The following is a 24,555-nucleotide window of genomic DNA, read 5'->3' on the forward strand; positions in this document are numbered from 1 at the left end:
CCTATGTCAGAGGCGGCTGGACAGGTTGTCCAGGGCCGATTGCAGATCGTTGAAACGGAACGTGTAGCCCGCCGCCAGCAGGCGCACCGGGCGCGCGCGCTGGCCACCGAGCAGCAGCGTCGACAACTCGCCGAGCCCGGCCTTGAGCAACAGCGCCGGCATCGGCATGAACGCCGGACGATGCAGGATGCGGCCCAGGCGCTTGGCGAACTCGCGGTTGCGCACCGGCTCCGGCGCGCAGGCATTATAGGGACCGCTGGCTTCGTTGTGCTGCAAGAGAAAATCAATCAGGCCGATTTGGTCGTCGATATGCACCCAGGGCATCCACTGCCGACCATCGCCCAACGGCCCGCCCAGGCCCAGCTTGTACGGCAGGCGCAGGCGCGACAAAAAGCCGCCATCGGCAGCCAGCACCAGGCCAGTGCGCACCAGCACCACGCGGATCCCCAGGACCTGGGCGCGCTGGGCGGTTTCCTCCCAGGCGATGCACAACTGGCTGGCGAAGTCCTCCTTCACCGGCGGCGAAGCCTCGGTGAGTTCTCGCTCGCCGCCATCGCCGTACCAACCCACCGCCGAGCCGGAAATCAACACCTGCGGGCGGCGCTCGCGGCGCTCCAGCCAGGCCAGCAACTGCTCGGTGAGGGTCACCCGGCTGGCCCAGAGCAGGTTGCGTCGCGCCGCGGTCCAGGGCCGGTCGGCGATCGGTGCGCCGGCCAGGTTGACCACCGCATCCACGTCGTCGTCATCGGCAATGTCTTCCAGCCGGGCCACACCGCGAACGCCGCTGCCGCAGATTTTCGCCACCTGTTCGGGGCGCCGGCTCCAGACCGTCAGGCGATGCCCTTGCTGGCGCCACAACTGGCACAGGTGTTGGCCAATCAAACCGGTACCGCCGGTCAGCAATATATGCATGGTTGTGTCCTCGCACTTGGCGGCCGTGGTCTATTTTTAAGATCAAGGCACTTTTTTGACCGAACGCTCTCGGATAAACATAGGCCAACCTGCCTATCGAGCGGAATAACCTTATACAAACATTGTGCATTGTACAGGTTTGCCTGGCAGCGTAGGCTGCGTATAGCTAGGTTCGAAGAGGCCATCATGACAGTACCTATTGCCATCATCGGTGCCGGAATCGCCGGCCTGTCCGCCGCCCAGGCCCTGCAGAAAGCCGGGCAGACCGTCCACCTGTTCGACAAGGGCCACGGCAGCGGTGGCCGCATGGCCAGCAAGCGCAGCGACGCCGGCGCCCTGGACCTCGGTGCCCAGTACTTCACCGCCCGCGACCGGCGCTTCGTCGAGCAGGTCCAGCACTGGGTGGCGAACGGCTGGGCGCAGCAGTGGAAGCCGCAGCTGTACAACTACCGCGATGGTGAACTGACCCCCTCCCCTGATGAACAGATCCGCTGGGTCGGCGTACCACGCATGAGCGCCATCACCCGCGGCCTGCTCAAGGATGTCACGGTGAACTTCGGCTGCCGCATCGCCGAGGTGTTTCGCGGCAAACAGTACTGGCACCTGCAGGACACCGAGGGCTGCAGCCACGGACCGTTCAGCCAGGTGGTGATCGCCGTGCCGGCGCCTCAGGCCACCGCGCTGTTGACGGCCGCCCCCAAACTCGCGGCGGTCGCCGCCGGGGTGCAGATGGAACCGACCTGGGCCATCGCCCTGGGCTTCCAGACACCGCTCGACACCCCCATGCAGGGCTGCTTCGTGCAGGACAATCCGCTCGACTGGCTGGCCCGCAATCGGAGCAAACCAGGCCGCGACGAGCATCTCGACACCTGGGTGCTGCATGCCACCTCCAGCTGGAGCAAGCAGCATATCGACCTGCCCAAGGAGCAAGTGATCGAGCAGCTGTGGGGTGAGTTTGCCGAGCTGGTCGGCTGCATAGTCCCCGCGCCGACCTTCGCCCTGGCCCACCGCTGGCTGTACGCCCGTCCTGCAGTCAATCATGAATGGGGCACGCTGGCCGATGCCGACCTGGGCCTGTACGCCTGTGGCGACTGGTGCCTGTCCGGCCGGGTCGAAGGGGCCTGGCTCAGTGGCCAGGAAGCCGCCCGACGGCTGCTGGAGCATCTGGAATAATCGACGGAAAAACTTATACAAAAAATTCTACTTGTATAAGTTTTTATCTGTGCTGGAATAGACTTGTACAAACCGTGCAGCCTGTACAAGTCATTCCGGAGACCGCGATGAACGCTTCACCGCCCAGCGGCAAGCCACGCCTGGCCATCAGCGCCTGCCTGACCGGCCTCAACGTGCGCTACAACGCCGGCCACAAAGCTTCCAGCCTCTGTCTGGAACTGCTCGAAAAGCATTTCGACTGGGTACCGCTGTGCCCCGAGGTCGCCATCGGCCTGGGCACGCCCCGTGAACCCATCCGCCTGGTGGGGGACCCGGACCACCCCGCCGTCACCGGCACGCGCAACAGCGCCACTGATTTTGCCGGCCCGCTGCGTGCCTACGGCGAACAAATGGCCGACGAACTCGACGATATCTGTGGCTACATCTTCATGCAGAAGTCACCGTCCTGCGGCCTTGAACGGGTCAAGGTCTACCAGGAAGACGGCCGCCCGGCCCGCCAGGGTGGCCGGGGCGCCTACGCCGCGGCATTCTGCGAGCGGCGCCCGGACCTGCCGGTCGAGGAGGAAGGCCGCCTGCACGACCCGGTGCTGCGGGAAAACTTCATTACCCGCGTCTACGCCTACGCCGACTGGCGGCAACTGCTGCGCCAGGGCCTGAGCCGCGGTGCGCTGATCCGCTTCCATGCCCGCTACAAGTACCTGCTGATGGCGCACAATCCCCAGGCGTACCGCAGCCTTGGCCGCCTGCTCGGCAACATGAGCCGCGACGACGACCCGGCGCAGCTCGGCCCGCGCTACTTCAGCCAGTTGATGCAGGCACTGCGCCGCTGCGCCAGTCGCGGCACCCATGGCAACGTACTGCAGCACCTGAGCGGCTACCTGCGCAACGACCTGGGCCAGGCGGACAAGGCCGAGCTGCAGCAGGTCATCGGCCAATACCAGCAAGGCGTGGTGCCCCTGGTCGTACCCTTGACCCTGCTCAAGCACCACCTGCGCCACCATCCCGATCCTTATCTGCTGCAACAGGCCTACCTGCAACCCCATCCGGAAGACCTCGGACTGCGCAATGCCATCTGACCCATTGCTGCCCATCGGCGAAGTGGCCCGCCTGACCGGCGTCAATCCGGTCACCCTGCGCGCCTGGGAGCGCCGGTACGGCCTGATCAAGCCACAGCGCACGCCCAAGGGCCATCGCCTTTATCCACAGGACCAGGTGCAGCGGGTCCAGGCCGTGCTGCGCTGGCTGGAGCGTGGCGCCGCGGTGAGCCAGGTGCGCGAGCTGCTGGACAATGCCGCGCACGCCACGGCGCCGATCCAGGGCGAATGGGGCGCACGGATCGAGCAGTTGATCGCGGCCATCGCCCGCCTTGCCCAGCGTCCGCTGGACCAGTTGATCAACCAGGTCATGGCCCTCTACCCCGCCGTAACCGTGTGCGAACGCCTGCTGCTGCCGCTGCTCGAAGCCCTCGAACAACGCTGGCAAACGCATTTCGACGCGCGACTGGAACAGGTGTTCCTTCAGGGCTGGCTGCGCAGCAAGCTGGGGGCGCGGGTTTATCACGACAGCCACTCGCTTGGCGGCCCCTGCGTGCTGCTCGCCCGCTCCGATGATTCCCCCTTCGATGCCGAGTTCTGGCTTTGCGCCTGGCTGCTGAGCAGCAACGGCTACCCACTGGAGATCCTCGAGTGGTCGGTCGAGCCCCGTCAACTGCGCCTGGCCGTGGAGCACCTGCAACCACGAGCGCTGCTGCTGCACCTCGGCCGTCGCCCCGACCTCGCCGCGCTGGGCCGCGCATTGAAGGACGTCAACACACTGAAACTGCTGGGTGGTAGCACCGTCAGCCTGCATGAGACGGAACTGCATGCACTGTCGCTGCCTGACCTGCACTTGTTCGACAGCCCGCTTACCGCCTTGCGCTGCCTTCAACAACCTCGACCTTGAGCCTGCAACCCATGCAATTGATCTGGCTGCGCAGCGACCTGCGCATCGATGACAATACCGCCCTCGCGGCCGCCTGCCAGCGTGGCCCGACCGTGGCCCTCTGGATCGCCAGCCCCGGCCAGTGGCAGGCCCACGACGATGCGCCGTGCAAGGTCGATTTCTGGCTGCGCAACCTGCGATTGCTGCAACAGTCGCTGGCGGCGCTGAACATTCCGTTGCTGGTTCGCACGACAGACAGCTGGGCGGGTGTCCCGGAGTGCGTGCTCGAGGTCTGTCGCCAGCACGGCATCGAGGCCGTGCACTGGAACGACGAATACGGCATCAACGAGGCCCGGCGGGACCAGGCAACCCATGACGCATTGCAGCAAGCCGGAATCACCGCCACCGGCCACCTCGACCAGCTGCTGTTCAGGCCCGGCAGCGTGCTGACCCGCACCGGCCAGTACTTCCAGGTGTTCGGCCAGTTCAAGCGGGTCTGCCTGGAGCACCTGCACCGCAGCCTGCCCCCCCTTGCCCATTCGGTGAAACGCCAGCAAGCCCTCGGGATCCGCAGCGACGCCATCCCCCTGCAGATCGAAGGCTTCGAGCCCCCTGGCGAAGCCCTACGCCAGCATTGGCCGGCAGGCGAGGATGAAGGCAGGCGGCGGTTACAGCGCTTCGTCGACGAAACCATCGATGACTACGCACAACTGCGCGACCTGCCTGCCAGGGCCGGCACCAGCCAGTTGTCCCCCTACCTCGCCGCTGGCGTGGTCTCGCCGCGCCAGTGCCTGCACGCGGCACTGGCCAGCAACCGGGGCGAGTTCGACAGTGGCAGCGTCGGCGTGCAGACCTGGGTCAACGAACTGCTGTGGCGCGAGTTCTACAAGCACACACTGGTGGGCTACCCCCGGGTCTCCCGGCACCGCGCCTTCCGCCTGCATACAGAAGCACTGCCCTGGCGCGACGCGCCCGCCGACCTGCAGGCCTGGAAGGACGGCCGCACCGGCTTCCCCATCATCGATGCCGCCATGCGCCAGTTGCTGCACACCGGCTGGATGCACAACCGCCTGCGCATGATCGTCGCCATGTTCCTCAGCAAGAACCTGCTGATCGACTGGCGGCACGGCGAACGGCATTTCATGCGTCACCTGATAGACGGTGATCTGGCCGCCAACAACGGTGGCTGGCAATGGAGCGCCTCGACCGGCACCGACGCCGTGCCCTATTTTCGGATCTTCAACCCCATCACACAGTCGCAGCGCTTCGATCCGAACGGATTGTTCATCCGCCGGTGGTTGCCTGAACTGGAAGGAAAGGACGATAAATCAATTCACTACCCCGTGAAATCCGCCGACCTATTTGCTACTAATAATTACTCGGGCCCGATAGTCGATCTCGATAGTAGTCGCCAACGCGCATTGGAAGCCTTCAAAAGCTTGACCAGCTGGCAGGATCAGGGGGCATAGAGCATGACACGTCGTTTCTGGATTACAGGAGCCAGCCACGGACTCGGCCTGGCCTTGGTGGAACAGTTGCTCGCACAAGGGCACACGGTGGCCGCCAGTGGCAGGGATAGCCAGGAACTCGACACCTTGGGGGAGCGTCACGGCACACGCTTGCTGCGGCTTTTCGGCCCCTTGCAGGATGCCGGTCAGCGGCTTAAGGCCACTTGGGGCGCGCTGGATTGTCTGCTGGTAAATGCCGGGAGCTGCGACTATCTGCCGGACAATATGGCGCATGCAGACCTGTTCGAGCAGATCGTCAGCAGCAACCTGCAGGCCACGCACCAGTGCCTGAACGCCGCGCTGCCGTTGTTGGCCAAGGGCCAGAGGCCGCAGGTCATGGCCATTCTCAGTCGCTACTCGGCATTGCAGCTGTTCGAACCGAACCAGCCGCTCAATGGCGGCAACAGCCTGCCGACATGGCTGAGCGAACAACGCAACACCCTGAGCACACTAGGCATCGACCTGACCGTGGTGGCGCCTCAGTCGCTGAAGACCCCGGTGACCTCGGTACAGGCCATTCCGGAGCCCTGGACGGCGCAAAGCGCAGCGCAGGAGTTGCTGGCGGGCCTGGATGAGCGCCAACCCGAGCTGGTACTGGAGGTGCTCAACCCAGGCGAACTGTGGCCGCTGCCGAAAAGCAGTTGAACCTGCGTTTCATGGCAGGAAGCGCTGCACGCTGCCGGACTGGTTCCACAATAGCGGCAGGACATTCTGCAAGTTGTCCGGCTCGCCGCTGCTCCAGAACGCCGTCGCCCGCGCCGGTCCGTCACTGAGCAGCCCGCGAGCGTCCAGCAGGCGTTGCAGTTGGCGCGCCACGGCAGCGCCGGTGTCGATGATCGCCACATCCGCCGGCACCATCTCGGCCAGCATGGGGCGCAGGAACGGGTAGTGGGTGCAGCCCAGGATCAGGGTGTCGCAACCGGCCGCCAGCAAAGGTTTTACATAGCCCGACAGCAACTGGCGCAGTTGCTCGCTGACCAGATCCCCTGCCTCGATACGCTCCACCAGCCCAGGGCACGGCTGAGTAATCACCCGCACATCGTTGGCGAAGCGGTCAAGCAAGGCAGCGAACTTGGCGCTCTGCAGGGTACCGGTGGTGGCCAGCACACCGACCACGCCGGAGCGGGTTGCCGCGGCCGCCGGCTTGACCGCAGGCTCCATGCCCACCAGCGGCCAGTCCGGATAGAGCTCGCGCAGGTCGGCCACCGCCGCCACCGTGGCCGTGTTACAGGCCAGGACCAAGGCCTTGGCGCCCTGCTCATGGTAGAACCTGGCGATCAGCCGCAGACGCTGGCGAATGTAGTCCGGGGACTTCTCGCCATAGGGCACGTGGCCACTGTCGGCCAGGTAGAGCAGCGACTCGTTGGGCAGCAGGCGCTGGATCTCGGCCAGCACCGACAACCCGCCGACCCCGGAATCCATCACGCCCACCGGCGCCGAGCGCTCAGCCATGGCGAGTCGCGCACACCGCGCAGGCGGGGTCGCGCTTGACCCGCAGCTCGCGCATGCGGGTACTCAGGGCGTCGATCAGCAGCAGGCGGCCGACCAGCGGCTCGCCGAAACCGACCAGCAACTTCAGCGCTTCCAGTGCCTGCAGGCTGCCGACCAGCCCCACCAGCGGACCGATCACACCGGCCTCGCTGCAGGTCAGCTCGGCCTCGCTGCCATGGCCATACAGGCAGTGGTAGCAGGGGCTGGTATCGCGGCGGGTGTCGAACACCGACAACTGGCCCTCGAGGCGGATCGCCGCGCCGCTGACCAACGGCTTGCCCGCAGCCACACAGGCGGCATTGACCGCCTCGCGGGTGCCGAAGTTGTCGGAGCAGTCGAGCACTACATCGACCGCCGCCACCGCGGCGGCCAGCGAATCCTCGTCCAGCGCCCGGCGATGGGCGACCAGGCTGATTTCCGGGTTGATCGCCCGCAGACGCTTGATGGCTGAATCGACCTTGCTCATGCCGACGCTGTCGCTGTCGTGGATCACCTGGCGTTGCAGGTTGGTCAGGTCGACGGTGTCGAAATCGGCCAGGTGCAGCTCACCGACACCCGCTGCGGCGAGGTACAGCGCCACCGGCGAGCCCAGCCCGCCCAGGCCTATCACCAGGGCCTTGCCGTGTTTCAGACGCAACTGGCCGTCGATATCCACCTGCGACAGGAGGATCTGCCGGCTGTAGCGCAACAGCTCCTGGTCGCTCAGCATGGCAGGCGCCCCAGGCTGATGCGTTCGTGGCCGCCCAGGTCGACGCAGCTGACGACGTCGATGAAGCCGGCCGCCGCCAGCAGGTCACGTACGGCGGGCGCCTGGTCATAGCCGTGCTCGAGCAGCAGCCAACCTCCGGGCAGCAGGTGCGCCGGGGCCTGGGCGACGATCACCCGCAGGTCGTCCAGCCCGTCTTCGCCGGCCACCAGGGCACTGCTGGGTTCGAAGCGCACGTCACCGGCCACCAGGTGCGGATCAGCGGCGCGAATATAGGGCGGGTTGCTGAGGATCAGGTCAAATTGGTCACCCGAGAGAGCGTCGAACCAATGGCTGGCGCGCACCTGGACATTGCCCAGGCCCAGGCGCTGGCGGTTGCGCTCGGCCAAGGCCACGGCCTCGTCGATACGGTCCACCGCCGTGACCTGCCACCCCGGACGCTCACTGGCCAGGGCCAGGGCGATAGCCCCGGTGCCGGTGCCCAGATCGAGTACTCGGGCAGGCATGGGTGGCACGAGCTCAAGGGCGGTTTCCACCAGCAGCTCGGTGTCCGGACGCGGAATCAGCGTGTGTGGCGCAACTTCCAGGTCCAGCTTCCAGAACCCCTGTTGGCCGAGGATATAGGCCACCGGCTCACCGGCGCGACGCCGTTCGAGGTAGCTGGCGAACACCTGCGCCGCCTCGCTGCTGACGATGCGCTCGGGCCAGGTGTGCAGGAAGCTGCGCGACTTGCCCAGGGCCGCGGCCAGGAGCAGCTCGGCGTCCAGCCGTTCGGTCGGCGAGTCCGGCAACTGCGCGTTGCGCAGCAGGCTGGCGATGATGGTCATTCAATCCCCCAGGGCGGCCAGCTGATCGGCCTGGTATTCGGCCAGCAACGGCTCGATCACCGCGTCTACACCGCCGGCGAGGATATCGTCGAGGGAGTAGAGGGTGAGGTTGATACGGTGGTCGGTGACCCGGCCCTGTGGATAGTTGTAGGTGCGGATGCGCTCGGAGCGATCGCCTGAACCCACCAGCAGTTTGCGCTCGCTGGCGATGGCGTTCTGCGCGGCGCTGGTCTGCATGTCGTTGAGCTTGGCCGACAGCCAGGACATGGCGCGGGCACGGTTCTTGTGCTGCGAGCGCTCTTCCTGGCACTCGACCACGATGCCGGTGGGCAAGTGGGTGATGCGGATCGCCGAGTCGGTCTTGTTGACGTGCTGGCCGCCGGCGCCGGAGGCGCGGTAGGTGTCCACGCGCAGGTCGGCCGGGTTGATCTCGATCGCCACCTGCTCGTCGGGCTCGGGCAATACCGCCACGGTGCAGGCCGAGGTGTGGATACGGCCTTGCGATTCGGTTTCCGGGACCCGCTGCACACGGTGCGCGCCGGACTCGAACTTCAGCTTGCCGTACACGCTGTCGCCTTCGACCCGGGCGATGATTTCCTTGTAGCCGCCGTGCTCGCCTTCGTTCTCGGAGAGGATCTCCAGGCGCCAGCCGCGTTTCTCGGCGTAGCGCGAGTACATGCGGAACAGGTCGCCGGAGAAGATCGCCGCCTCGTCACCGCCGGTGCCGGCGCGGATTTCCAGGAACACGTTGCGCCCGTCGTTGGGATCCTTGGGCAACAGCATGCGCTGCAGCTGCGACTCCAGGCCCACCAACTGCTCCTTGGCCTCGCGCACCTCCTCCACGGCCATCTCGCGCAGGTCGGGGTCGGCATCCTTGAGCAGCGCCTGGGCGCCCTCGAGATCGTCCTGGACCTTGCGCCAGTCTTTATAGGCGCCGATCACCGGCTCGACTTCGGCGTACTCGCGGGAGTAGGCGCGAAAGCGCGTCTGGTCGGAAATGACTTCGGCGTCACCAAGCAGCGCGGTGAGTTCCTCGAAGCGATCCTGGAGCGTGTCCAGTTTGTTCAGCAGCGACGCTTTCATTGCGGGGATTTGTCCGTCGAGCCCTCGTGGAGGGCGAAGAGTTCCTGGGCCATGGCCAGCGCATCGAGGCGGCCTTCGGCGGAGAGCTTTTTCAGCTGCACGCTGGGCGCGTGCAAGAGTTTGTTGGTCAGGCCCCGGGCCAGCTGCATGAGCACATCCTCGGGGTTGCCGCCGTTGCCGAGCAGGCGCAGGGCCTTTTGCAGTTCTTCGTCGCGCAGGCGCTCGCTCTGCTGGCGGTAGGCCTTGAGCACATCCACCGCCGCCAGTTCGCGCAGGCGCACCATGAAGTCGTCGGCGCCGGCCGAGACCAGCTCTTCGGCGGCCTGGGCCGCGCCCTGGCGGCTCTTGAGGTTTTCCGCGACCACGTCATGCAGGTCGTCGACGGTATAGAGGTAAACGTCGTCCAGCTCGCCCACCTGCGGCTCGATGTCACGCGGCACGGCGATGTCGACCATGAAGATCGGCTTGTGCCGGCGCTGCTTCAGCGCGCTCTCCACCGCGCCCTTGCCGAGGATCGGCAGTTGGCTGGCGGTGGAGCTGATGACGATGTCGCTGTTGGCCAGTTCCTGCGGGATGTCCGAGAGCAGCACGGCATGGGCGCCGAACTGCTCGGCGAGGATGCTGGCACGCTCGAGGGTGCGGTTGGCCACGACGATGCGGCGCACGCCCTGCTCGTGCAGGTGGCGGGCGACCAGGGTGATGGTCTCGCCGGCACCGATCAGCAGCGCCTGGCTGCGGCCCAGGTCGGAGAAGATCTGCCTGGCCAGGCTGACCGCGGCGAACGCCACCGACACCGGGTTCTCGCCGATGGCGGTGTCGGTGCGCACCTGCTTGGCGGCGCTGAAGGTGGCCTGGAACAGGCGCCCGAGCAGCGGCCCGACGGTGCCGGCCTCACGGGCCACGGCATAAGCTGACTTCATCTGGCCGAGGATCTGCGGCTCGCCGAGCACCAGCGAGTCGAGGCCGGAGGCCACGCGCATCATGTGCCGGACCGCGTCGTGTTCCTCGTGGACATAGGCGCTGGCGCGCAGTTCGTCGAGGCTCAGCTGGTGGTAGTCGGCCAGCCATTGCAGCACGGCGTCGGCGGCAAGGTGGTCCTGCTCTATATAAAGCTCGCTGCGGTTGCAGGTGGACAGGATCGCCGCCTCGCGGCTGGCGGTCAGTCGGCAGAGCTGCTGCAGGGCATCGACCAGCTGCTCGGGCGTAAACGCCACGCGCTCGCGTACGTCTACCGAGGCAGTCTTATGGTTGATACCAAGTGCAAGAAAGGCCATGCAAGGTCGCTGGTTGGGACGTGAAGCCGATAATTGTCCTACTTCGCAGGTTTTAGAACAACCACCGTTCGCTATTGTGGCGATGGTGCGTGCCTATCGCCCCGCACCATCACCCTTCCCTGCCGTTGCCGTTGCCGTTGCCGTTGCCGTTGCCGTTGCCGATCGAGAGTCTAGCGCCATACCCAGCTAGCGACAGCTGCGCCAGCCCAGGCGCCGCCCGTACCTTCGCGACTTCAGGAGGCCGAACGCAGGTCTTGCGAAGGGAGGTGACGGGCATGGATGCCCGTCAAGCGCTGGGGCCCAGGATGGGCCCTGCAGCGCGGTCCTCCCGGGAGCAAGGCCGGAGTGAGGGGACCCGGAGCGCAGCGGAGGGCCGGATGAATGGAGCGCAGCGTTTTTTGGTTACTTTTTGTCGCGTTTGACAAAAAGTGACTCGCCGTAAGGGCGAAAAGGTGACTATGCGTCGACATCGTAAATGAATGCGCTTGCACTTGTAGAAACCCGCGCCGACCGATTTTGACTTTGACTTTGACTTTCAGAGCGTGGGTTTTGAAAGTTATACGCTCATTCATTGGCGATGGCGACGCATAGTCACCTTTCCGCCCTTACGGCGGCCTACTTTTGTCTTGGCAAAAGTAGGCAAAACCGCCCCGCTCCGTTCATCCGGCCCCTACGCTTCGCTCCGGGGTCCCCTCACTCCGGTCTTGCTCCCGGGAGGACCGCGCTGAACGCCCCATCCTGGGGCGCAGCGCTTGACGGGCATCCATGCCCGTCACCTCCCTCCGCAAGACCTGCGTTCGGCCTCCTGAAGTCGCAATTGGTGTTGCCTGAACTACCGCGCGCTTAGAAGCAAAAGCAAAAACAACGGCAACGGCAAGGGCAAGGGCAAGGGCAAGGGCAAGGGCAAGGGCAGGATGCCGTGAGTGGTTGCGAACCACCGCCCCGGCTCATTGTCCCTATACTCCGAAGCACCGCTTCACACCACGACCTTCGCAGGTGGGTTTGCCCTCACGCTTGTGTCATCATGCTCCGACCGCCGGTTTAGCCTCTTTAATAAGCCTCTATGAACAAATCCTACGCATTGCTGCTTGCCCTCGCCCTGCTTCAAGGCTGCCAGAGCCTGGCCCCGAAGACGGACGCCCAGTCGCCCGCCGTCGACGCCGGCAAGAGCGCGGAAAAGCCCGTGGTGTACGGATCGTTCAAGCAGGAGACCCTGTACAGCCTGCTGGTGGCTGAGCTGGCCGGCCAGCGCAACCGCTTCGACATCGCCCTGGCCAACTACGTCGACCAGGCCGAAAAGACCCAGGATCCGGCCGTCTCCGAGCGCGCCTATCGCATCGCCGAATACCTCGGCGCCGACGAGCCTGCCCTGGACACCGCGCTGATCTGGGCACGCAACGACCCACAGAACCTCGACGCCCAGCGCGCCGCGGCCATCCAGCTGGCCCGCGCCGGACGCTACGACGACTCCATGACCTATATGGAAAAGGTGCTGCAGGGCCAGGGCGACACCCACTTCGATTTCCTCGCCCTGGCGGCCGCCGAGACCGACCAGAGCACCCGTGACGGCCTGATGCAGAGCTTCGACCGCCTGCTGGTGAAATACCCCGACAACGGCCAGCTGGTGTTCGGCAAGGCCCTGCTGCTGAACCAGGACGACAAGCCGCAACAGGCCCTCGACCTGCTCGAGGCCCATCCGCCGAAGAACGGCGAAATCGCCCCGGTGCTGCTGCGCGCCCGTCTGCTGCAAGCCATGGACCGTGGCCCGGAGGCCCTGCCACTGCTGCGTGGGGCGATCCGCGACAACCCCGAGGACAAGCGCCTGCGCCTGACCTACGCCCGCACCCTGGTCGAGCAGGACCGCATCGACGACGCCAAGGCCGAGTTCGAAAGCCTGCTGCAGCAATACCCCGAAGACGACGAGATCCGCTACTCGCTGGCCCTGGTGTGCCTGGAAACCAAACACTGGGACGAAGCCGAAGGCTACCTGCAGGAGCTGGTCGAGCGTGACGCCAACGTCGACGCCGCCCACCTCAACCTGGGCCGCATCCGCGAGGAGCGCAGCCAGCCGGCCGCCGCCCTGCGCGAATACGCCCTGGTCGGCCCCGGCCCGGACTACCTGCCGGCGCAACTGCGCCAGGCCGATATCCTCATCGCCAACGGCCGCAGCGCCGAAGCCTCGCGGATACTCGCCGAAGCCCGCGAGGCGCAGCCGGACTACGCCATCCAGCTGTACCTGATCGAAGCCGAAAGCCTGGGCAACAACGGCAAGGAGGCCCAGGCCGGTCTAGTGTTGGCGCAGGCGATCAAGCGCTACCCGGACGACCTCAACCTGCTCTATACCCGCGCCATGCTCGCCGAGAAGCGCAACGACCTGGCGCAGATGGAGAAAGACCTGCGCGCGATCCTTGCCCGCGAGCCGGAAAACGCCATGGCCCTCAACGCCCTGGGCTACACCCTGGCCGACCGCACCACCCGCTACAGCGAAGCCAAGACGTTGATCGACAAGGCCCACCAGCTCACTCCGGACGACCCGGCGGTGCTCGACAGCCTGGGCTGGGTGGCCTATCGCATGGGCAACCTCGAGGAAGCCGAGCGCCAGCTGCGCCTGGCCTTCGAACGCTTCCCCGACCATGAAGTCGCCGCCCACCTGGGCGAAGTCCTCTGGGCCAACGGCAAGCGCCGCGAAGCCCGCCAAGTCTGGGCCAAGGGCTTCGAAGCCCAGGCCGACAGCCCCATCCTGCGCAAGACCCTGCTGCGCCTGACCGGATCCGAGAGCCTGTAAACCATGTTCCTGCGTCATTGCATCACCTTCACCCTCATCGCCCTGCTCGCCGGCTGCGCCGGCTTCGGCAGCAAGGAAGCCGTACAAGGCCAAGGCAACCCGCAGCTGTGGCGCGAGCACAAACAGCAGCTGGGCAGCCTCGACGGCTGGCAGATCAACGGCAAGGTCGGCATCCGCGCCCCGCGCGACTCCGGCAGCGGCACCCTGTTCTGGCTGCAACGCCAGGACTACTACGACATCCGCCTGGCCGGCCCCCTGGGTCGTGGCGCGGCGCGCCTGACCGGACGCCCCGGCGGCGTGGTGCTGGAAGTGGCCAACCAGGGCCGCTACGAGGCCGCCAACCCCGAGGCACTGCTGGAAGAACAACTGGGCTGGCGCCTGCCGGTGTCGCACCTGGTCTGGTGGGTGCGCGGCCTGCCCGCCCCGGACAGCAAGAGCCAGCTGACCCTCGACGGCGACAGCCGCCTGGCCAGCCTTCACCAGGATGGCTGGCAGGTCGAGTACCTGAGCTACGTGGAGCAGAACGGCTACTGGCTGCCCGAGCGCCTCAAGCTGCACGGCGAGAACATCGACGTGACCCTGGTGGTCAAGGACTGGCAGCCACGCCAGCTGGGGCACTGAGACAATGCACAAGCTGACCCTGCCCGCCCCGGCCAAGCTCAACCTCTGGCTGCACATCACCGGCCGCCGCGCCGACGGCTACCACGAGCTGGAAACCGTGTTCCAGTTCCTCGAGCACGGCGACGAACTGAGCTTCGCCCTGCGCGAGGACGGCCAGATCCGCCTGCAGACCGAAATTGAAGGCGTGCCCCACGACAGCAACCTGATCGTCCGCGCCGCGCGCCTGCTGCAGGCACAATCCGCCACCCCGCTCGGCGCCGACATCTGGCTGCACAAGGTGCTGCCCATGGGCGGCGGCATCGGCGGCGGCAGCTCGGACGCGGCCACCACCCTGCTGGCGCTCGCTCACCTGTGGCAGCTGGACTGGGACCAAGACCGCCTGGCAAGCCTGGGCCTGTCGCTCGGCGCCGATGTGCCGGTGTTCGTCCGCGGCCACGCGGCCTTCGCCCAGGGTGTCGGCGAGCAGCTGACCCCGGTCGACCCCGAGGAACCCTGGTATGTCGTGCTGGTGCCGCAAGTGTCTGTCAGCACAGCGGAAATTTTTTCGCATCCGGAGTTGACACGTGATTCCCTCCCCCTTAAGATGCGCCACGTTCCCGAGGGAAACAGTCGAAATGACTGCCAACCGGTAGTAGAGCAACGGTATCCTGAAGTTCGCAATGCGCTGATTTCACTGGGTAAATTCACCGAAGCCCGAATGACCGGAACTGGAAGTTGTGTGTTTGGGGCCTTCCCAAGCAAAGCCGAAGCTGATAGAGTTCTGGCCCTTCTTTCAGAGACCCAAACAGGGTTTGTGGCGAAAGGAAGCAATGTTTCGATGTTGCATCGCAAGCTGCAAGTTCTGATCAAGAAGTCGAGTTCATAAGAATTCGCAGCAACAGATACAGGGGCGTCGCCAAGCGGTAAGGCAGCAGGTTTTGATCCTGCCATGCGTTGGTTCGAATCCAGCCGCCCCTGCCATTTCTTATACTCATCCAGGTTACCCTCAGCCTTCAGGTACTGCGCGTGTCCAAGATGATGGTCTTCACGGGGAATGCCAACCCCGATCTGGCTCGGCGTGTCGTACGTCAGCTGCATATTCCACTGGGTGATGTTTCTGTCGGTAAATTCTCCGACGGCGAAATCAGTGCTGAAATCAATGAAAATGTCCGCGGTAAGGACGTCTTCATCATTCAGCCCACCTGTGCTCCAACCAACGACAATCTGATGGAACTGGTCGTGATGGCAGATGCCTTCCGCCGCTCCTCAGCGTCGCGAATCACCGCCGTGATTCCCTACTTCGGATACGCCCGCCAGGACCGCCGTCCGCGTTCGGCACGTGTAGCCATCAGCGCCAAAGTCGTCGCTGACATGCTCACTGTCGTGGGTATCGACCGTGTACTCACCGTCGACCTGCACGCTGACCAGATCCAGGGTTTCTTCGATATCCCCGTCGACAACATCTACGGCTCGCCCGTACTGGTCGACGACATCGAAGACCAGCGTTTCGAGAACCTGATGATCGTTTCCCCGGACATCGGTGGTGTGGTGCGTGCTCGCGCCGTTGCCAAGTCCCTGGGCGTCGATCTCGGGATCATCGACAAGCGCCGCGAAAAGGCTAACCACTCCGAGGTTATGCACATCATCGGCGACGTCGAAGGACGCACCTGCATCCTGGTAGACGACATGGTCGACACCGCCGGCACCCTGTGCCACGCGGCCAAGGCCCTGAAAGAACACGGTGCCGCCAAGGTCTACGCCTATTGCACGCACCCTGTGTTGTCGGGCCGTGCGATCGAGAACATCGAGAAGTCGGTACTGGACGAGTTGGTGGTGACCAACACCGTTCCGCTGTCCGCCGCTGCTCAGGCCTGTGACCGTATCCGCCAGCTGGATATCGCACCGGTTGTCGCTGAAGCGGTACGCCGCATCAGCAACGAAGAATCGATCAGCGCGATGTTCCGCTAAGCGGAACATGTGTTGATATGAAGCGCCCCGCCCCAGCATGTGTTGGGGCGGGGCTTTTTTGCCATCCCCGTCTGGCGCTGGTCGCAAACGCCCTCGGGGGGCTATTTTGGAGAAACAAAATGACTGATTTCATTCTGAACGCCCAAGCGCGTACTGACCTGGGGAAAGGTGCGAGCCGCCGCCTGCGTCACTCGCTGAACATCCCTGCCGTTGTCTACGGTGGCGATAAAGAAGCCCAATCCCTGACCATCGTGGCCAAGGAAATCGCCAAGCTGTTCGAAAACGAAGCTGCCTTCAGCCACGTGATCGAACTGAACGTCGACGGCGCCAAGCAGAACGTCGTGGTCAAGGCCATGCAGCGTCACCCGGCCAAAGGCTTCATCATGCACGCCGACTTCGTTCGCGTCGTTGCTGGCCAGAAGCTGACCGCCAAGGTTCCAGTTCACTTCGTCGGCGAAGAAGCCCCGATCAAGAAAGGCGGCGAGATCTCGCACGTCGTTTCCGAGATCGAAGTGTCCTGCGAAGCCAAGGACCTGCCTGAGTTCATCGAAGTCGACCTGTCCAAGGCCGAAGTCGGCACCATCATCCACCTGTCGGACCTGAAAGCTCCGAAAGGCGTAGAGTTCGTCGCTCTGGCCCACGGTGATGACAAAGCTGTTGCCAACGTCCACGCCCCGCGCGTTGCCGCTGAAGCTGCTGAAGGCGCTGCCGAGTAATCCACTCGCACGCCGGCGTTGATCGGGTTACAGTGCCGCGCGCACTGTAACCCACCAACTCCAAGGAAGAGCCCCTGACGTGACCGCCATCCAGTTGATCGTCGGCCTGGGTAACCCCGGCCCCGAATACGAACAGACCCGGCATAACGCAGGGGCTCTTTTCGTTGAACGCCTCGCCAGCGCCCAGCGCGTTTCGCTGTCCGCTGACAAAAAGTATTTCGGCCTGACGGCTAAATTCAGCCATCAGGGCAACGATGTTCGCCTGTTGATCCCCACCACCTACATGAACCGTAGCGGCCAGTCCGTGGCGGCTCTGGCCAATTTCTTCCGCATCAAGCCGGAAGCGATCCTGGTGGCCCACGACGAACTCGACCTGCCTCCCGGCGTCGCCAAGCTCAAGAGAGGCGGCGGCCACGGTGGGCACAACGGCCTGCGCGACATCATCGCGCAGCTCGGCAACCAGAACGACTTCCACCGCCTGCGGCTCGGCATCGGCCACCCGGGCGACGCCAAACTGGTCTCCAACTTCGTCCTGGGCCGGGCGCCACGCGCCGAGCAGGAGAAGCTCGACGCCAGCATCGATTTTGCCCTCGGCGTGATGCCCGACGTGCTGGCCGGCGACTTCGCCAAGGCCATGCGCGAACTGCACAGCCAGAAGGCCTGACACTTTACGAAAGGGGAATACCCATGGGTTTCAATTGCGGCATCGTCGGCCTGCCCAACGTCGGCAAGTCCACCCTGTTCAACGCCCTGACCAAGTCCGGCATCGCGGCGGAGAACTTCCCCTTCTGCACCATCGAGCCGAACAGCGGCATCGTGCCGATGCCCGATGCGCGCCTGGCGGCACTGGCCGAGATCGTCAAGCCGAACCGCATCCTGCCGACCACCATGGAATTCGTCGACATCGCCGGCCTGGTCGCCGGTGCTTCCAAGGGTGAAGGCCTGGGCAACAAGTTCCTCGCCAACATCCGCGAGACCGACGCCATCGCCCACGTGGTGCGCTGCTTCGAAGACGAGAACGTGATCCACGTTTCCAACAGCGTCGACCCCAAGCGCGACATCGAGATCATCGACCTCGAACTGATCTTCGCCGACCTCGACAGCTGTGAGAAGCAACTGCAGAAGGTCGCCCGCAACGCCAAGGGCGGTGACAAGGACGCCCTGGCACAGAAGGCCATCCTGGAAAAGCTGATCCCGCACTTCACCGAAGGCAAGCCGGCGCGCAGCCTGATGAAAAACATGGCTGACGACGAGAAGGCCGTGATTCGCGGCTTCCACCTGCTGACCAGCAAGCCGGTGATGTACATCGCCAACGTCGCCGAAGACGGCTTCGACAACAACCCGCACCTGGACGTGGTCAAGGCCATCGCCGAGGAAGAAGGCGCGGTGGTGGTACCGGTGTGCAACAAGATCGAAGCCGAGATCGCCGAGCTGGACGACGGCGAGGAGAAGGACATGTTCCTCGAGGCCCTGGGCCTGGAAGAGCCTGGCCTGAACCGCGTGATCCGTGCCGGTTACGAGCTGCTCAACCTGCAGACCTACTTCACCGCCGGCGTGCAGGAAGTGCGTGCCTGGACCGTGCGCGTGGGCGCCACCGCACCGCAAGCGGCCGGCGTGATCCACACCGACTTCGAGAAAGGCTTCATCCGCGCCGAAGTGGTGGCCTACGACGACTTCATCCAGTTCAAGGGTGAGGGCGGCGCCAAGGAAGCCGGCAAATGGCGCCTTGAAGGCAAAGACTACATCGTCAAGGACGGTGACGTGATGCACTTCCGCTTCAACGTCTGATGCACCGCTCCTGAAAAAACCCGCTTCGGCGGGTTTTTTTTCGCCCGCAGAAAAGCACTACAACCCGCGCCCGCACTGCGTGGGAACCTGCTTGCCCCGCGATCGCCGGCAAAGCCGATGCCAGAGCCCCACATCGCGGGGCAAGCCCGCAGGTGATGATGCCCTGCGCGACCTCCCAGCCCATAGAGTCCTGTTCAGCCTGAAAGAATCCAAGGCTTCATCGCCTGCGCACAACCGTCTACAATCCCTCCTGCTTGAACCGGGATAACCGAAGCACTGCCTCGAAACCCGATGGACCTGACCACTGCCGGTCAACCGTCGGGACAAATGGGTCCGGACCTTGGCCGGCCCGTTTATCGGAGGCAACACATGAGCCCGCGTATCTGGCTGCTGGCCCTGGCGACATTCGCCACGGGCATGGCGGAAAACATCACGGTCGGCATCCTGCCGGCCCTGGCCGATGGCCTGCAAGTCCCGCTCGGGATCGCCGGACAACTGACCACGGTCTTCTCCCTGAGCTTCGCCCTCGCCGCACCCTTCTCTCCCCTGCTGACCACCCGTTTCCCGTTGCGGCGACTGCTCTGCATCACCCTGGCCCTGTTCGCCATGTGCAACCTCGCCGCGGCCCTGGCGCCCGGCTACACCGCGCTGCTGCTCGCCCGCATCGGCATGGCCACGACCAGCGCCCTCACCTGCCTGACCTGCACCCTGATGGCCACGCGCCTGGTACCCGAGGCCCTGCGTGGCCGAGCCATCGGCGTGATATTCATGGGTATCTGCAGTTCACTCGTGCTGGGCGTGCCCGCCGGAATGCTGCTATGCGACGTGCTGGGCTGGCGCGGGGTGTTCACCGGCCTGAGCCTGCTGGCGATCGCAGTGCTGCTGATGGCCTGGCGCGGATTGCCGCAACTACAGAGCAGCGAACGCATCGCCCTGGGCAGCTACCTGCGGCATCTGCGTGACAGCCGCCTGGTGGCCGCCCAGGGCGTGTCGCTGTTGATGATCGCCGGGCACTTCACGGTGTTCGCCTACCTGGCGCCTTACGCCCGCCAAGTCGCCGACATCCCCGTGCAATGGCTGGCGGCCCTGTTCGCCGTCTTCGGTATCGCCGGCGTCTCGGGCGGCTATGTCGGCGGCTGGATGGCCGACCGGCTCGGTGCAGGTCGCTCCATCGCCCTGGCGCCACTGCTCTATCTCGCCAGCCTGCTGGTATTGCCCCTGAGCGTCGGCACGCCCTGGCTGTTCCTGCCGGCGATGATGCTCTGGGGCGGGCTGAGCTGGACCACCTCGCCGGTGGTGCAGAGCTACCTGGCGACCCGTGGCGCGGACACCTTCCCGGCCGGCATGAGCCTGAACATGTCGGCCATGCACCTGGGCGTCGGGCTCGGCTCGGCCATCGGCGGCGCGGTGATAACCGGGGCGACGCTGGCGGCCACCCCCTGGGCCGGCGCCGCGCTGACCGCGTTGGCGGCGGGCCTGGCGTTCTGGTCGGCGCGTCCACCTGCCGTGCCTGGCTTCAGCGAGCGCGAACCGGCGTAGCGGCCTGCTGCTCCTGCTCGAAGGCATCGGCCAGGTAGTCGATCAGCTTGCGCACCGCGGGCATCAACCCGCGACGGGAAGGGAACAGCGCCACCACCTCCCCTTCCCGGGGCGCCCAGTCGTCGAGGACATGCGCCAGCCGCCCGCTAGCCAGATCGTCGCGCACTGCCTCCTCGGGCAGCAGCACCACGCCCACGCTGGCCAGGGCGGCCTCGCGCAGCACCGCGAGGTCGTCCGACACCACACGGGGGCGATGGCGCACGGCAACCTCGGCGCCTGCGGGCCCGACCAGCATCCAGCTGGCGTCCTGCACATTGGCGCCCCAGTTCAGGCTCGGCAGGGCCTGAAGCCCTTCCGGCGACATGGGCCGCCCGTGTTCGGCCAACAGGCCCGGCGCGGCTACCAGGCACTGCCGGCTCGGGGCCAGGCGACGCATGATCAGCTCGCTGCTTTCCAGTGGCTGGTGCTGCACGCTCAGCACCAGGTCAAAACCCTCGCCGATCACATCCACCCGCCGGTTGTAGCTCTTGACCAGCAGCTCGACCACCGGGCATTGCGCCATGAAGCTCGCCAGCATCGGCGCCAGGCGCGAATCGAGCAGCGCGGTGCTGCTGGCCAGGCGCACGATGCCGCGAGGCTCGGCGCGGTTGCGCTCGACCGCATCCTCGGCGGCAACGGCCTGCTCGAGCATGCCCAGGCAATGGCGGTAATACTCCAGCCCCACCTCGGTCACCTGGAACTGCCGCGTGGAGCGCTGGATCAGGCGCACGCCCAAACGCTCTTCGAGCTTGGCCACGCGCCGGCTGAGGCGTGACTTGGGCAGGCCAAGGATACGCCCGGCGGGCGCGAAGCCGCCGTGCTCCACCACCTTGGCATAGAGATAAAGGTCGTTCAGGTCGAACATCGGCAACACTCGTCCACGGCTCACTGCTGCATCATCCGTCATTCTTCGAGGATCGTCACAGTGGCGGTGGTCCCGGCCCGCAAAGGAGGCGCCTCGGCAGCCTGGGGCTCCAGGCGCAGGCGTACCGGCACGCGCTGGGCCAGCTTGACCCAGGTGTAGTTCGGGTTGACGTTGGCCAGCAGACGGTTGCCCGGCTGGTTCTCACGGTCGGTGATGGCGTAGGCGATGCTCTCCACCGTGCCCTGCAACGCCTGGCCATTCATCAGCACGATGCGCGCCCGGCTGCCGACGGCGATGCGCGGCAGCTTGGTCTCTTCGAAGTAGCCACTGACATGGAACGAATCGCTGTCCACCAGCGCCAGCAACGCGGCACCCGGTTGCGCGAAGTCGCCCTGACGGGTCAGCAGGTTGGTGACATGACCATTGACCGGCGCCAGCACCTCGGTGCGCTGCAGGTCGAGCTGTGCCTGTTCCAGCGTGGCTTCGGCCAGTTGCACATTGGCTTGCGCCAGGCCGAGGCTGGACTGCTCGCGCAGCAGGTCGGCCTGGGCCACAGCCACATCAGTCTTGGACTTTTCCCACTCCTCGGCGGAAATGGCCGACAGTGACTGCAGCTTGCCGCGGCGCTGTTCCTCGCTACGCCGCTGCTTGAGCAACGCCTGGTTGGCAACGATGTTCGCCTGCGACTGCCCCAAGGCTGCCCGTGCCACCTCGACCGCGCGCCGGGCATGCAGCACGGCCAGTTCATAGCGCGCCGGGTCGATGCGCAACAGCAGGTCGCCCTTGTGCACGAACTGATTGTCCCGCACCGGCAGGGCGACGATCCGGCCGCTGACCTCCGCGGCCAGGGTGACCACATCGGCCCGCACTCGTGCGTCGCGGGTCCAGGGCGCCTGGGTATAGTGCGTCCAGGCCAACCAGCCCAGCACGATGGCAACGGCCAGCATGACCAGGGTCAGGCTGCGCGACAACAGTGGCTTGATCGACGACATCTACCTGCTCACTCCCATCCACAACAACAAGGCCGCGCAAATCGCGGTGTACAAGGCACCCTGGAACAGCGCCGGATGCCAGACGAATGCCAGCACGCCCACCCGGCGCAACAGGGCATCGACCAGCACAAACAACGGCAGCGCCAGCAGCAGCGCCTGGGCGATGGGCGGCAGGTAGACCCCGCCTACCTCGAAATCAATGGGCATTGGCCACCTCCGGCAACAGCCGCGATCGTTCAGCTTCCAGCACCTGGCGATAACGCGCCAGCAACTGCCCGGCCACCGCCAGTGCCACCCGCAGGATGAACAGTCGGCGCAAGGCGTCACGCCCCATCTGCCCTGGCGTGCCATGCAAGGCATCGAGCAACTGCGCCTGATCGTCCAGTTCCCGCAACAGCGGATCAAGGGCCACCGCGCCCTGGCCACCGACGAAGTCGGCGACGCCCTGCAGGCTTTCCCGCAAGCGTGTGCGGGTCGCCGACGGCAACGCCAGGTCACTGTTGCACAAGGCACGCGCCTGGCCCAGGGCGATGGCCAGCGCCGGGCATACCAGCGCGCACTCGACACGCTCGCGCGAGGTCATGTCCGCAGCGGCCGGCAACAGACCAATCAGCGCCGACAGGCGATCAAGCAGCAGGCTCTCGAAGGCGAACTGCCCGGCCAGCGAACCGCTCCCGAGCACCTGGCGGCGCACATCCTCACGGGTCTGGCGAAACAATCGGGCGATGCGTTTCTGCGCATTGAACGGAAAGACCAGCGCGAACACGGCCATCGCCAGCACCCCGGCCACCAGGTAGCCACCGGCGAACTCGAACCACTGGATATCGCTGCTGTGATAGGCCCCGACATTCTGCGGCCCGATCATCAGCAGGCTGATCAGACCGATGCCCATGCCGATCCCCGCGGTCATCGGGTTGGCCAGGCCGACCGCCGCCAGGTACAGCAACGGTGCCAGGCACAGGGCAAGCATCTCGAAGTCGGTGAACAGCGGCAGCAGGGCGAACTGATAAAGCGCGGACAAGCCCATGCCCACCAACAGCCCGCGGTTGTAGTTCTGGCTGGCCAGCAGCGGTCGGGGCAAGGTCGCCATCAGCGAACACATCACGCCCATCAGGATCACCGCCGAACGCGCGCCATCCCAGGCGCTCTCGATCCACAACCCGCCGATCAGCAACAGGGCCAGGCAGGCGCGCACGGCGTTCATCGCCGCCAGCGGCCAGTCCAGGTGCAAGGCGCTGGCGCGCCCCTGCTGCTGGGGACAACTGGCCAGACGGCCCTGCTGGATCGCCTCGTTCAGCTCGATCAGCTCGTCCAGTTGCTGCAGCAGGCGCGCCTGCTCCCAGCGCAAGGCCCAGGCCAGGGCGCGCAGGTGCGGGGGCAATGGCTCATTGAGAAACTCCGCACGGTCGGCGGCGTCATCGAAGCCCTTGTGCAGGGTGCGCAGGGCCTCGCGATCCGCTGCCGAGAGCGCCATACCGTCACGTGCCAGCGCATCCAGGCTCGCCAGTTCGGCGTCGCGCAGCAGCTGGATATCCGCGGGCAGCGGCCCCTCCCAGTGCGCCTTGATCAGCTCACGCTGCTGGCGCAGCACCAGCAGTCGCGAAACCAGCAGCACCAGCTGGTTGGCGAACAGTTGCACCAGGCCATCGCCGCTGCGCAGGTGCGGGGCATCGAAGTACAGGTGCCGACGCAACCCCTCCAGCGCGCTGACCTCGGCGATCAACCGGGCCTGACGCTGACCGAATGCGGCCTCGTCCTCTTCGGTGCGGATCACCTCGGCGGCATGCTGGGCGATCAGTTTCAGCAGGCTGTCGACTTTGGCGAAATAGCTGTTGGCCACCGCCTGCGGGCGGGCCGTCAGCAGGCTGACCACGGCCACGCAGGCCACCGCCAGCAAGGTCTCGGTAACCCGTGTAACGGCCAGCATGAAGGTGCCCTCGGGCTCGGGTACGGCCAGCATGGCCACCACCACCGAGGTAAAGCCGCTGAGCACGAAGGCATGGGAATCGGTATAGCGCAGCAAGGTGCCACCGGCGGTGCACAGCCCCAGCCACAGCGCCAGGCTGACCAGCAGGGTGTACGGCATCTGCGCGAACAACGCCATCAGCAGCACGGCCACCGCCGCGCCGACCACGGTGCCGAGCACCTGCGCGAGGCTGCGCTTGAGGGTCATGCCGGCCAGCGGCAGGCTGATGATGATCACTGTCATCAGCGCCCATTTCGGTTGTTCCAGGTCGAACAGGAACGCCAGGTAGAGGCACAGCAGGCCCGCCACCACCGTGCGCAGCGCGAACAGCAGCACATCGCGTCCGGGGCGCAGGGCAAGCCTGAAATAGGCAATCAGTGGAGCCATCCATTACCTCGTAACC

General features: G+C 65.5%; 23 protein-coding genes and 1 tRNA gene. 14 read left to right on the forward strand and 10 right to left on the reverse strand.

All coding sequences use genetic code 11. From position 1 onward, the window contains the following. Positions 1-6 precede the first annotated feature (6 nt). Positions 7-912: a TIGR01777 family oxidoreductase gene (locus POF53_RS01950; RefSeq protein WP_203647988.1), complete on the reverse strand. Its 906-nt coding sequence runs from the start codon at positions 910-912 to the stop codon at positions 7-9. A gap of 186 nt (positions 913-1,098) precedes the next feature. Here POF53_RS01950 and POF53_RS01955 point away from each other — a divergent pair, with 186 nt between their 5' ends. The 5 genes from POF53_RS01955 (at position 1,099) to POF53_RS01975 (ending at position 6,158) form a co-directional block, all read left to right on the forward strand. After that, entirely contained in the window at positions 1,099-2,085 is a 987-nt protein-coding gene (locus POF53_RS01955; protein ID WP_232854723.1) for an NAD(P)/FAD-dependent oxidoreductase, read from the forward strand. Between the two features lie 107 nt (positions 2,086-2,192). Beyond that, a complete protein-coding gene (locus POF53_RS01960; RefSeq protein WP_232854724.1) occupies positions 2,193-3,161 on the forward strand; it encodes a DUF523 and DUF1722 domain-containing protein in 969 nt (322 codons plus the stop codon). Further along, complete coding sequence (locus POF53_RS01965) at positions 3,151-4,026, forward strand: MerR family transcriptional regulator (protein WP_232854725.1); 876 nt, start codon at positions 3,151-3,153, stop codon at positions 4,024-4,026. Before POF53_RS01960 ends, POF53_RS01965 begins: the two co-directional genes overlap by 11 nt. Positions 4,027-4,037: 11 nt before the next feature. Then, entirely contained in the window at positions 4,038-5,474 is a 1,437-nt protein-coding gene (gene phrB, locus POF53_RS01970; RefSeq protein WP_232854726.1) for a deoxyribodipyrimidine photo-lyase, read from the forward strand. A 3-nt stretch (positions 5,475-5,477) separates the two neighbouring features. Then, entirely contained in the window at positions 5,478-6,158 is a 681-nt protein-coding gene (locus tag POF53_RS01975) for an SDR family NAD(P)-dependent oxidoreductase (RefSeq protein ID WP_232854727.1), read from the forward strand. Between the two features lie 9 nt (positions 6,159-6,167). On the opposite strand, the gene murI is transcribed toward POF53_RS01975, so the two are convergent. The 5 genes from murI to hemA are packed head-to-tail and all read right to left on the reverse strand — an operon-like array spanning position 6,168 to position 10,894. Beyond that, positions 6,168-6,965 (reverse strand): glutamate racemase, encoded by a 798-nt coding sequence (gene murI / locus POF53_RS01980; RefSeq protein ID WP_203647991.1) that lies wholly within the window; start codon positions 6,963-6,965, stop codon positions 6,168-6,170. Next, the gene (locus tag POF53_RS01985) at positions 6,958-7,710 is read right to left on the reverse strand and encodes a molybdopterin-synthase adenylyltransferase MoeB (RefSeq protein ID WP_498966219.1); all 753 of its coding nucleotides are present in this window, start codon (positions 7,708-7,710) and stop codon (positions 6,958-6,960) included. The genes murI and POF53_RS01985 overlap by 8 nt, the downstream gene beginning before the upstream one ends. Continuing rightward, complete coding sequence (gene prmC, locus POF53_RS01990; RefSeq protein WP_498966127.1) at positions 7,707-8,537, reverse strand: peptide chain release factor N(5)-glutamine methyltransferase; 831 nt, start codon at positions 8,535-8,537, stop codon at positions 7,707-7,709. Before prmC ends, POF53_RS01985 begins: the two co-directional genes overlap by 4 nt. Further along, positions 8,538-9,620, reverse strand: coding sequence for a peptide chain release factor 1 (gene prfA / locus POF53_RS01995; RefSeq protein ID WP_203647994.1), 1,083 nt, complete (start codon positions 9,618-9,620; stop codon positions 8,538-8,540). Then, positions 9,617-10,894 (reverse strand): glutamyl-tRNA reductase, encoded by a 1,278-nt coding sequence (gene hemA / locus POF53_RS02000; protein WP_203647995.1) that lies wholly within the window; start codon positions 10,892-10,894, stop codon positions 9,617-9,619. Before hemA ends, prfA begins: the two co-directional genes overlap by 4 nt. Positions 10,895-11,957: 1,063 nt before the next feature. Here hemA and POF53_RS02005 point away from each other — a divergent pair. From POF53_RS02005 to POF53_RS02045, 9 genes are all read left to right on the forward strand, one after another. Beyond that, positions 11,958-13,679, forward strand: coding sequence for a tetratricopeptide repeat protein (locus POF53_RS02005; RefSeq protein WP_498966130.1), 1,722 nt, complete (start codon positions 11,958-11,960; stop codon positions 13,677-13,679). 3 nt (positions 13,680-13,682) lie between these two features. Then, positions 13,683-14,300: a lipoprotein insertase outer membrane protein LolB gene (gene lolB, locus POF53_RS02010; protein WP_028691147.1), complete on the forward strand. Its 618-nt coding sequence runs from the start codon at positions 13,683-13,685 to the stop codon at positions 14,298-14,300. Positions 14,301-14,304: 4 nt separating this feature from the next. After that, positions 14,305-15,165, forward strand: coding sequence for a 4-(cytidine 5'-diphospho)-2-C-methyl-D-erythritol kinase (gene ispE, locus POF53_RS02015; protein WP_498966132.1), 861 nt, complete (start codon positions 14,305-14,307; stop codon positions 15,163-15,165). A 20-nt stretch (positions 15,166-15,185) separates the two neighbouring features. Next, positions 15,186-15,260: transfer RNA gene (locus tag POF53_RS02020), tRNA-Gln, on the forward strand. Positions 15,261-15,317: 57 nt separating this feature from the next. Beyond that, entirely contained in the window at positions 15,318-16,247 is a 930-nt protein-coding gene (locus POF53_RS02025; protein ID WP_011532197.1) for a ribose-phosphate pyrophosphokinase, read from the forward strand. Between the two features lie 119 nt (positions 16,248-16,366). After that, positions 16,367-16,963 (forward strand): 50S ribosomal protein L25/general stress protein Ctc, encoded by a 597-nt coding sequence (locus tag POF53_RS02030; RefSeq protein WP_232854730.1) that lies wholly within the window; start codon positions 16,367-16,369, stop codon positions 16,961-16,963. Positions 16,964-17,042: 79 nt separating this feature from the next. Further along, positions 17,043-17,627: an aminoacyl-tRNA hydrolase gene (pth, locus tag POF53_RS02035; protein WP_023629555.1), complete on the forward strand. Its 585-nt coding sequence runs from the start codon at positions 17,043-17,045 to the stop codon at positions 17,625-17,627. Positions 17,628-17,650: 23 nt separating this feature from the next. Continuing rightward, positions 17,651-18,751, forward strand: a complete 1,101-nt coding sequence (ychF, locus tag POF53_RS02040; protein ID WP_203648000.1) for a redox-regulated ATPase YchF — start codon at positions 17,651-17,653, stop codon at positions 18,749-18,751. Between the two features lie 369 nt (positions 18,752-19,120). Beyond that, on the forward strand, positions 19,121-20,290 hold the full coding sequence (locus POF53_RS02045) for an MFS transporter (RefSeq protein WP_203648001.1): 1,170 nt from the start codon (positions 19,121-19,123) through the stop codon (positions 20,288-20,290). Here POF53_RS02045 and POF53_RS02050 read toward each other — a convergent pair. From POF53_RS02050 to POF53_RS02065, 4 genes are read right to left on the reverse strand one after another with little or no spacing between them, the layout of a single operon-like run. Continuing rightward, the gene (locus POF53_RS02050) at positions 20,268-21,218 is read right to left on the reverse strand and encodes a LysR substrate-binding domain-containing protein (protein WP_498966136.1); all 951 of its coding nucleotides are present in this window, start codon (positions 21,216-21,218) and stop codon (positions 20,268-20,270) included. The two genes, POF53_RS02045 and POF53_RS02050, sit on opposite strands and share 23 nt — an antisense overlap. Positions 21,219-21,232: 14 nt before the next feature. Then, a complete protein-coding gene (locus tag POF53_RS02055; RefSeq protein WP_267967134.1) occupies positions 21,233-22,186 on the reverse strand; it encodes an HlyD family secretion protein in 954 nt (317 codons plus the stop codon). Beyond that, positions 22,187-22,393 (reverse strand): DUF1656 domain-containing protein, encoded by a 207-nt coding sequence (locus tag POF53_RS02060; RefSeq protein ID WP_110735900.1) that lies wholly within the window; start codon positions 22,391-22,393, stop codon positions 22,187-22,189. Continuing rightward, complete coding sequence (locus POF53_RS02065) at positions 22,383-24,539, reverse strand: FUSC family protein (protein WP_498966138.1); 2,157 nt, start codon at positions 24,537-24,539, stop codon at positions 22,383-22,385. Before POF53_RS02065 ends, POF53_RS02060 begins: the two co-directional genes overlap by 11 nt. Between the last annotated feature and the right edge of the window lie 16 nt (positions 24,540-24,555).

Origin of the sequence: Mitsuaria sp. RG, assembly GCF_028369275.1 — a bacterium.
Lineage (GTDB): Bacteria > Pseudomonadota > Gammaproteobacteria > Pseudomonadales > Pseudomonadaceae > Aquipseudomonas > Aquipseudomonas peradeniyensis.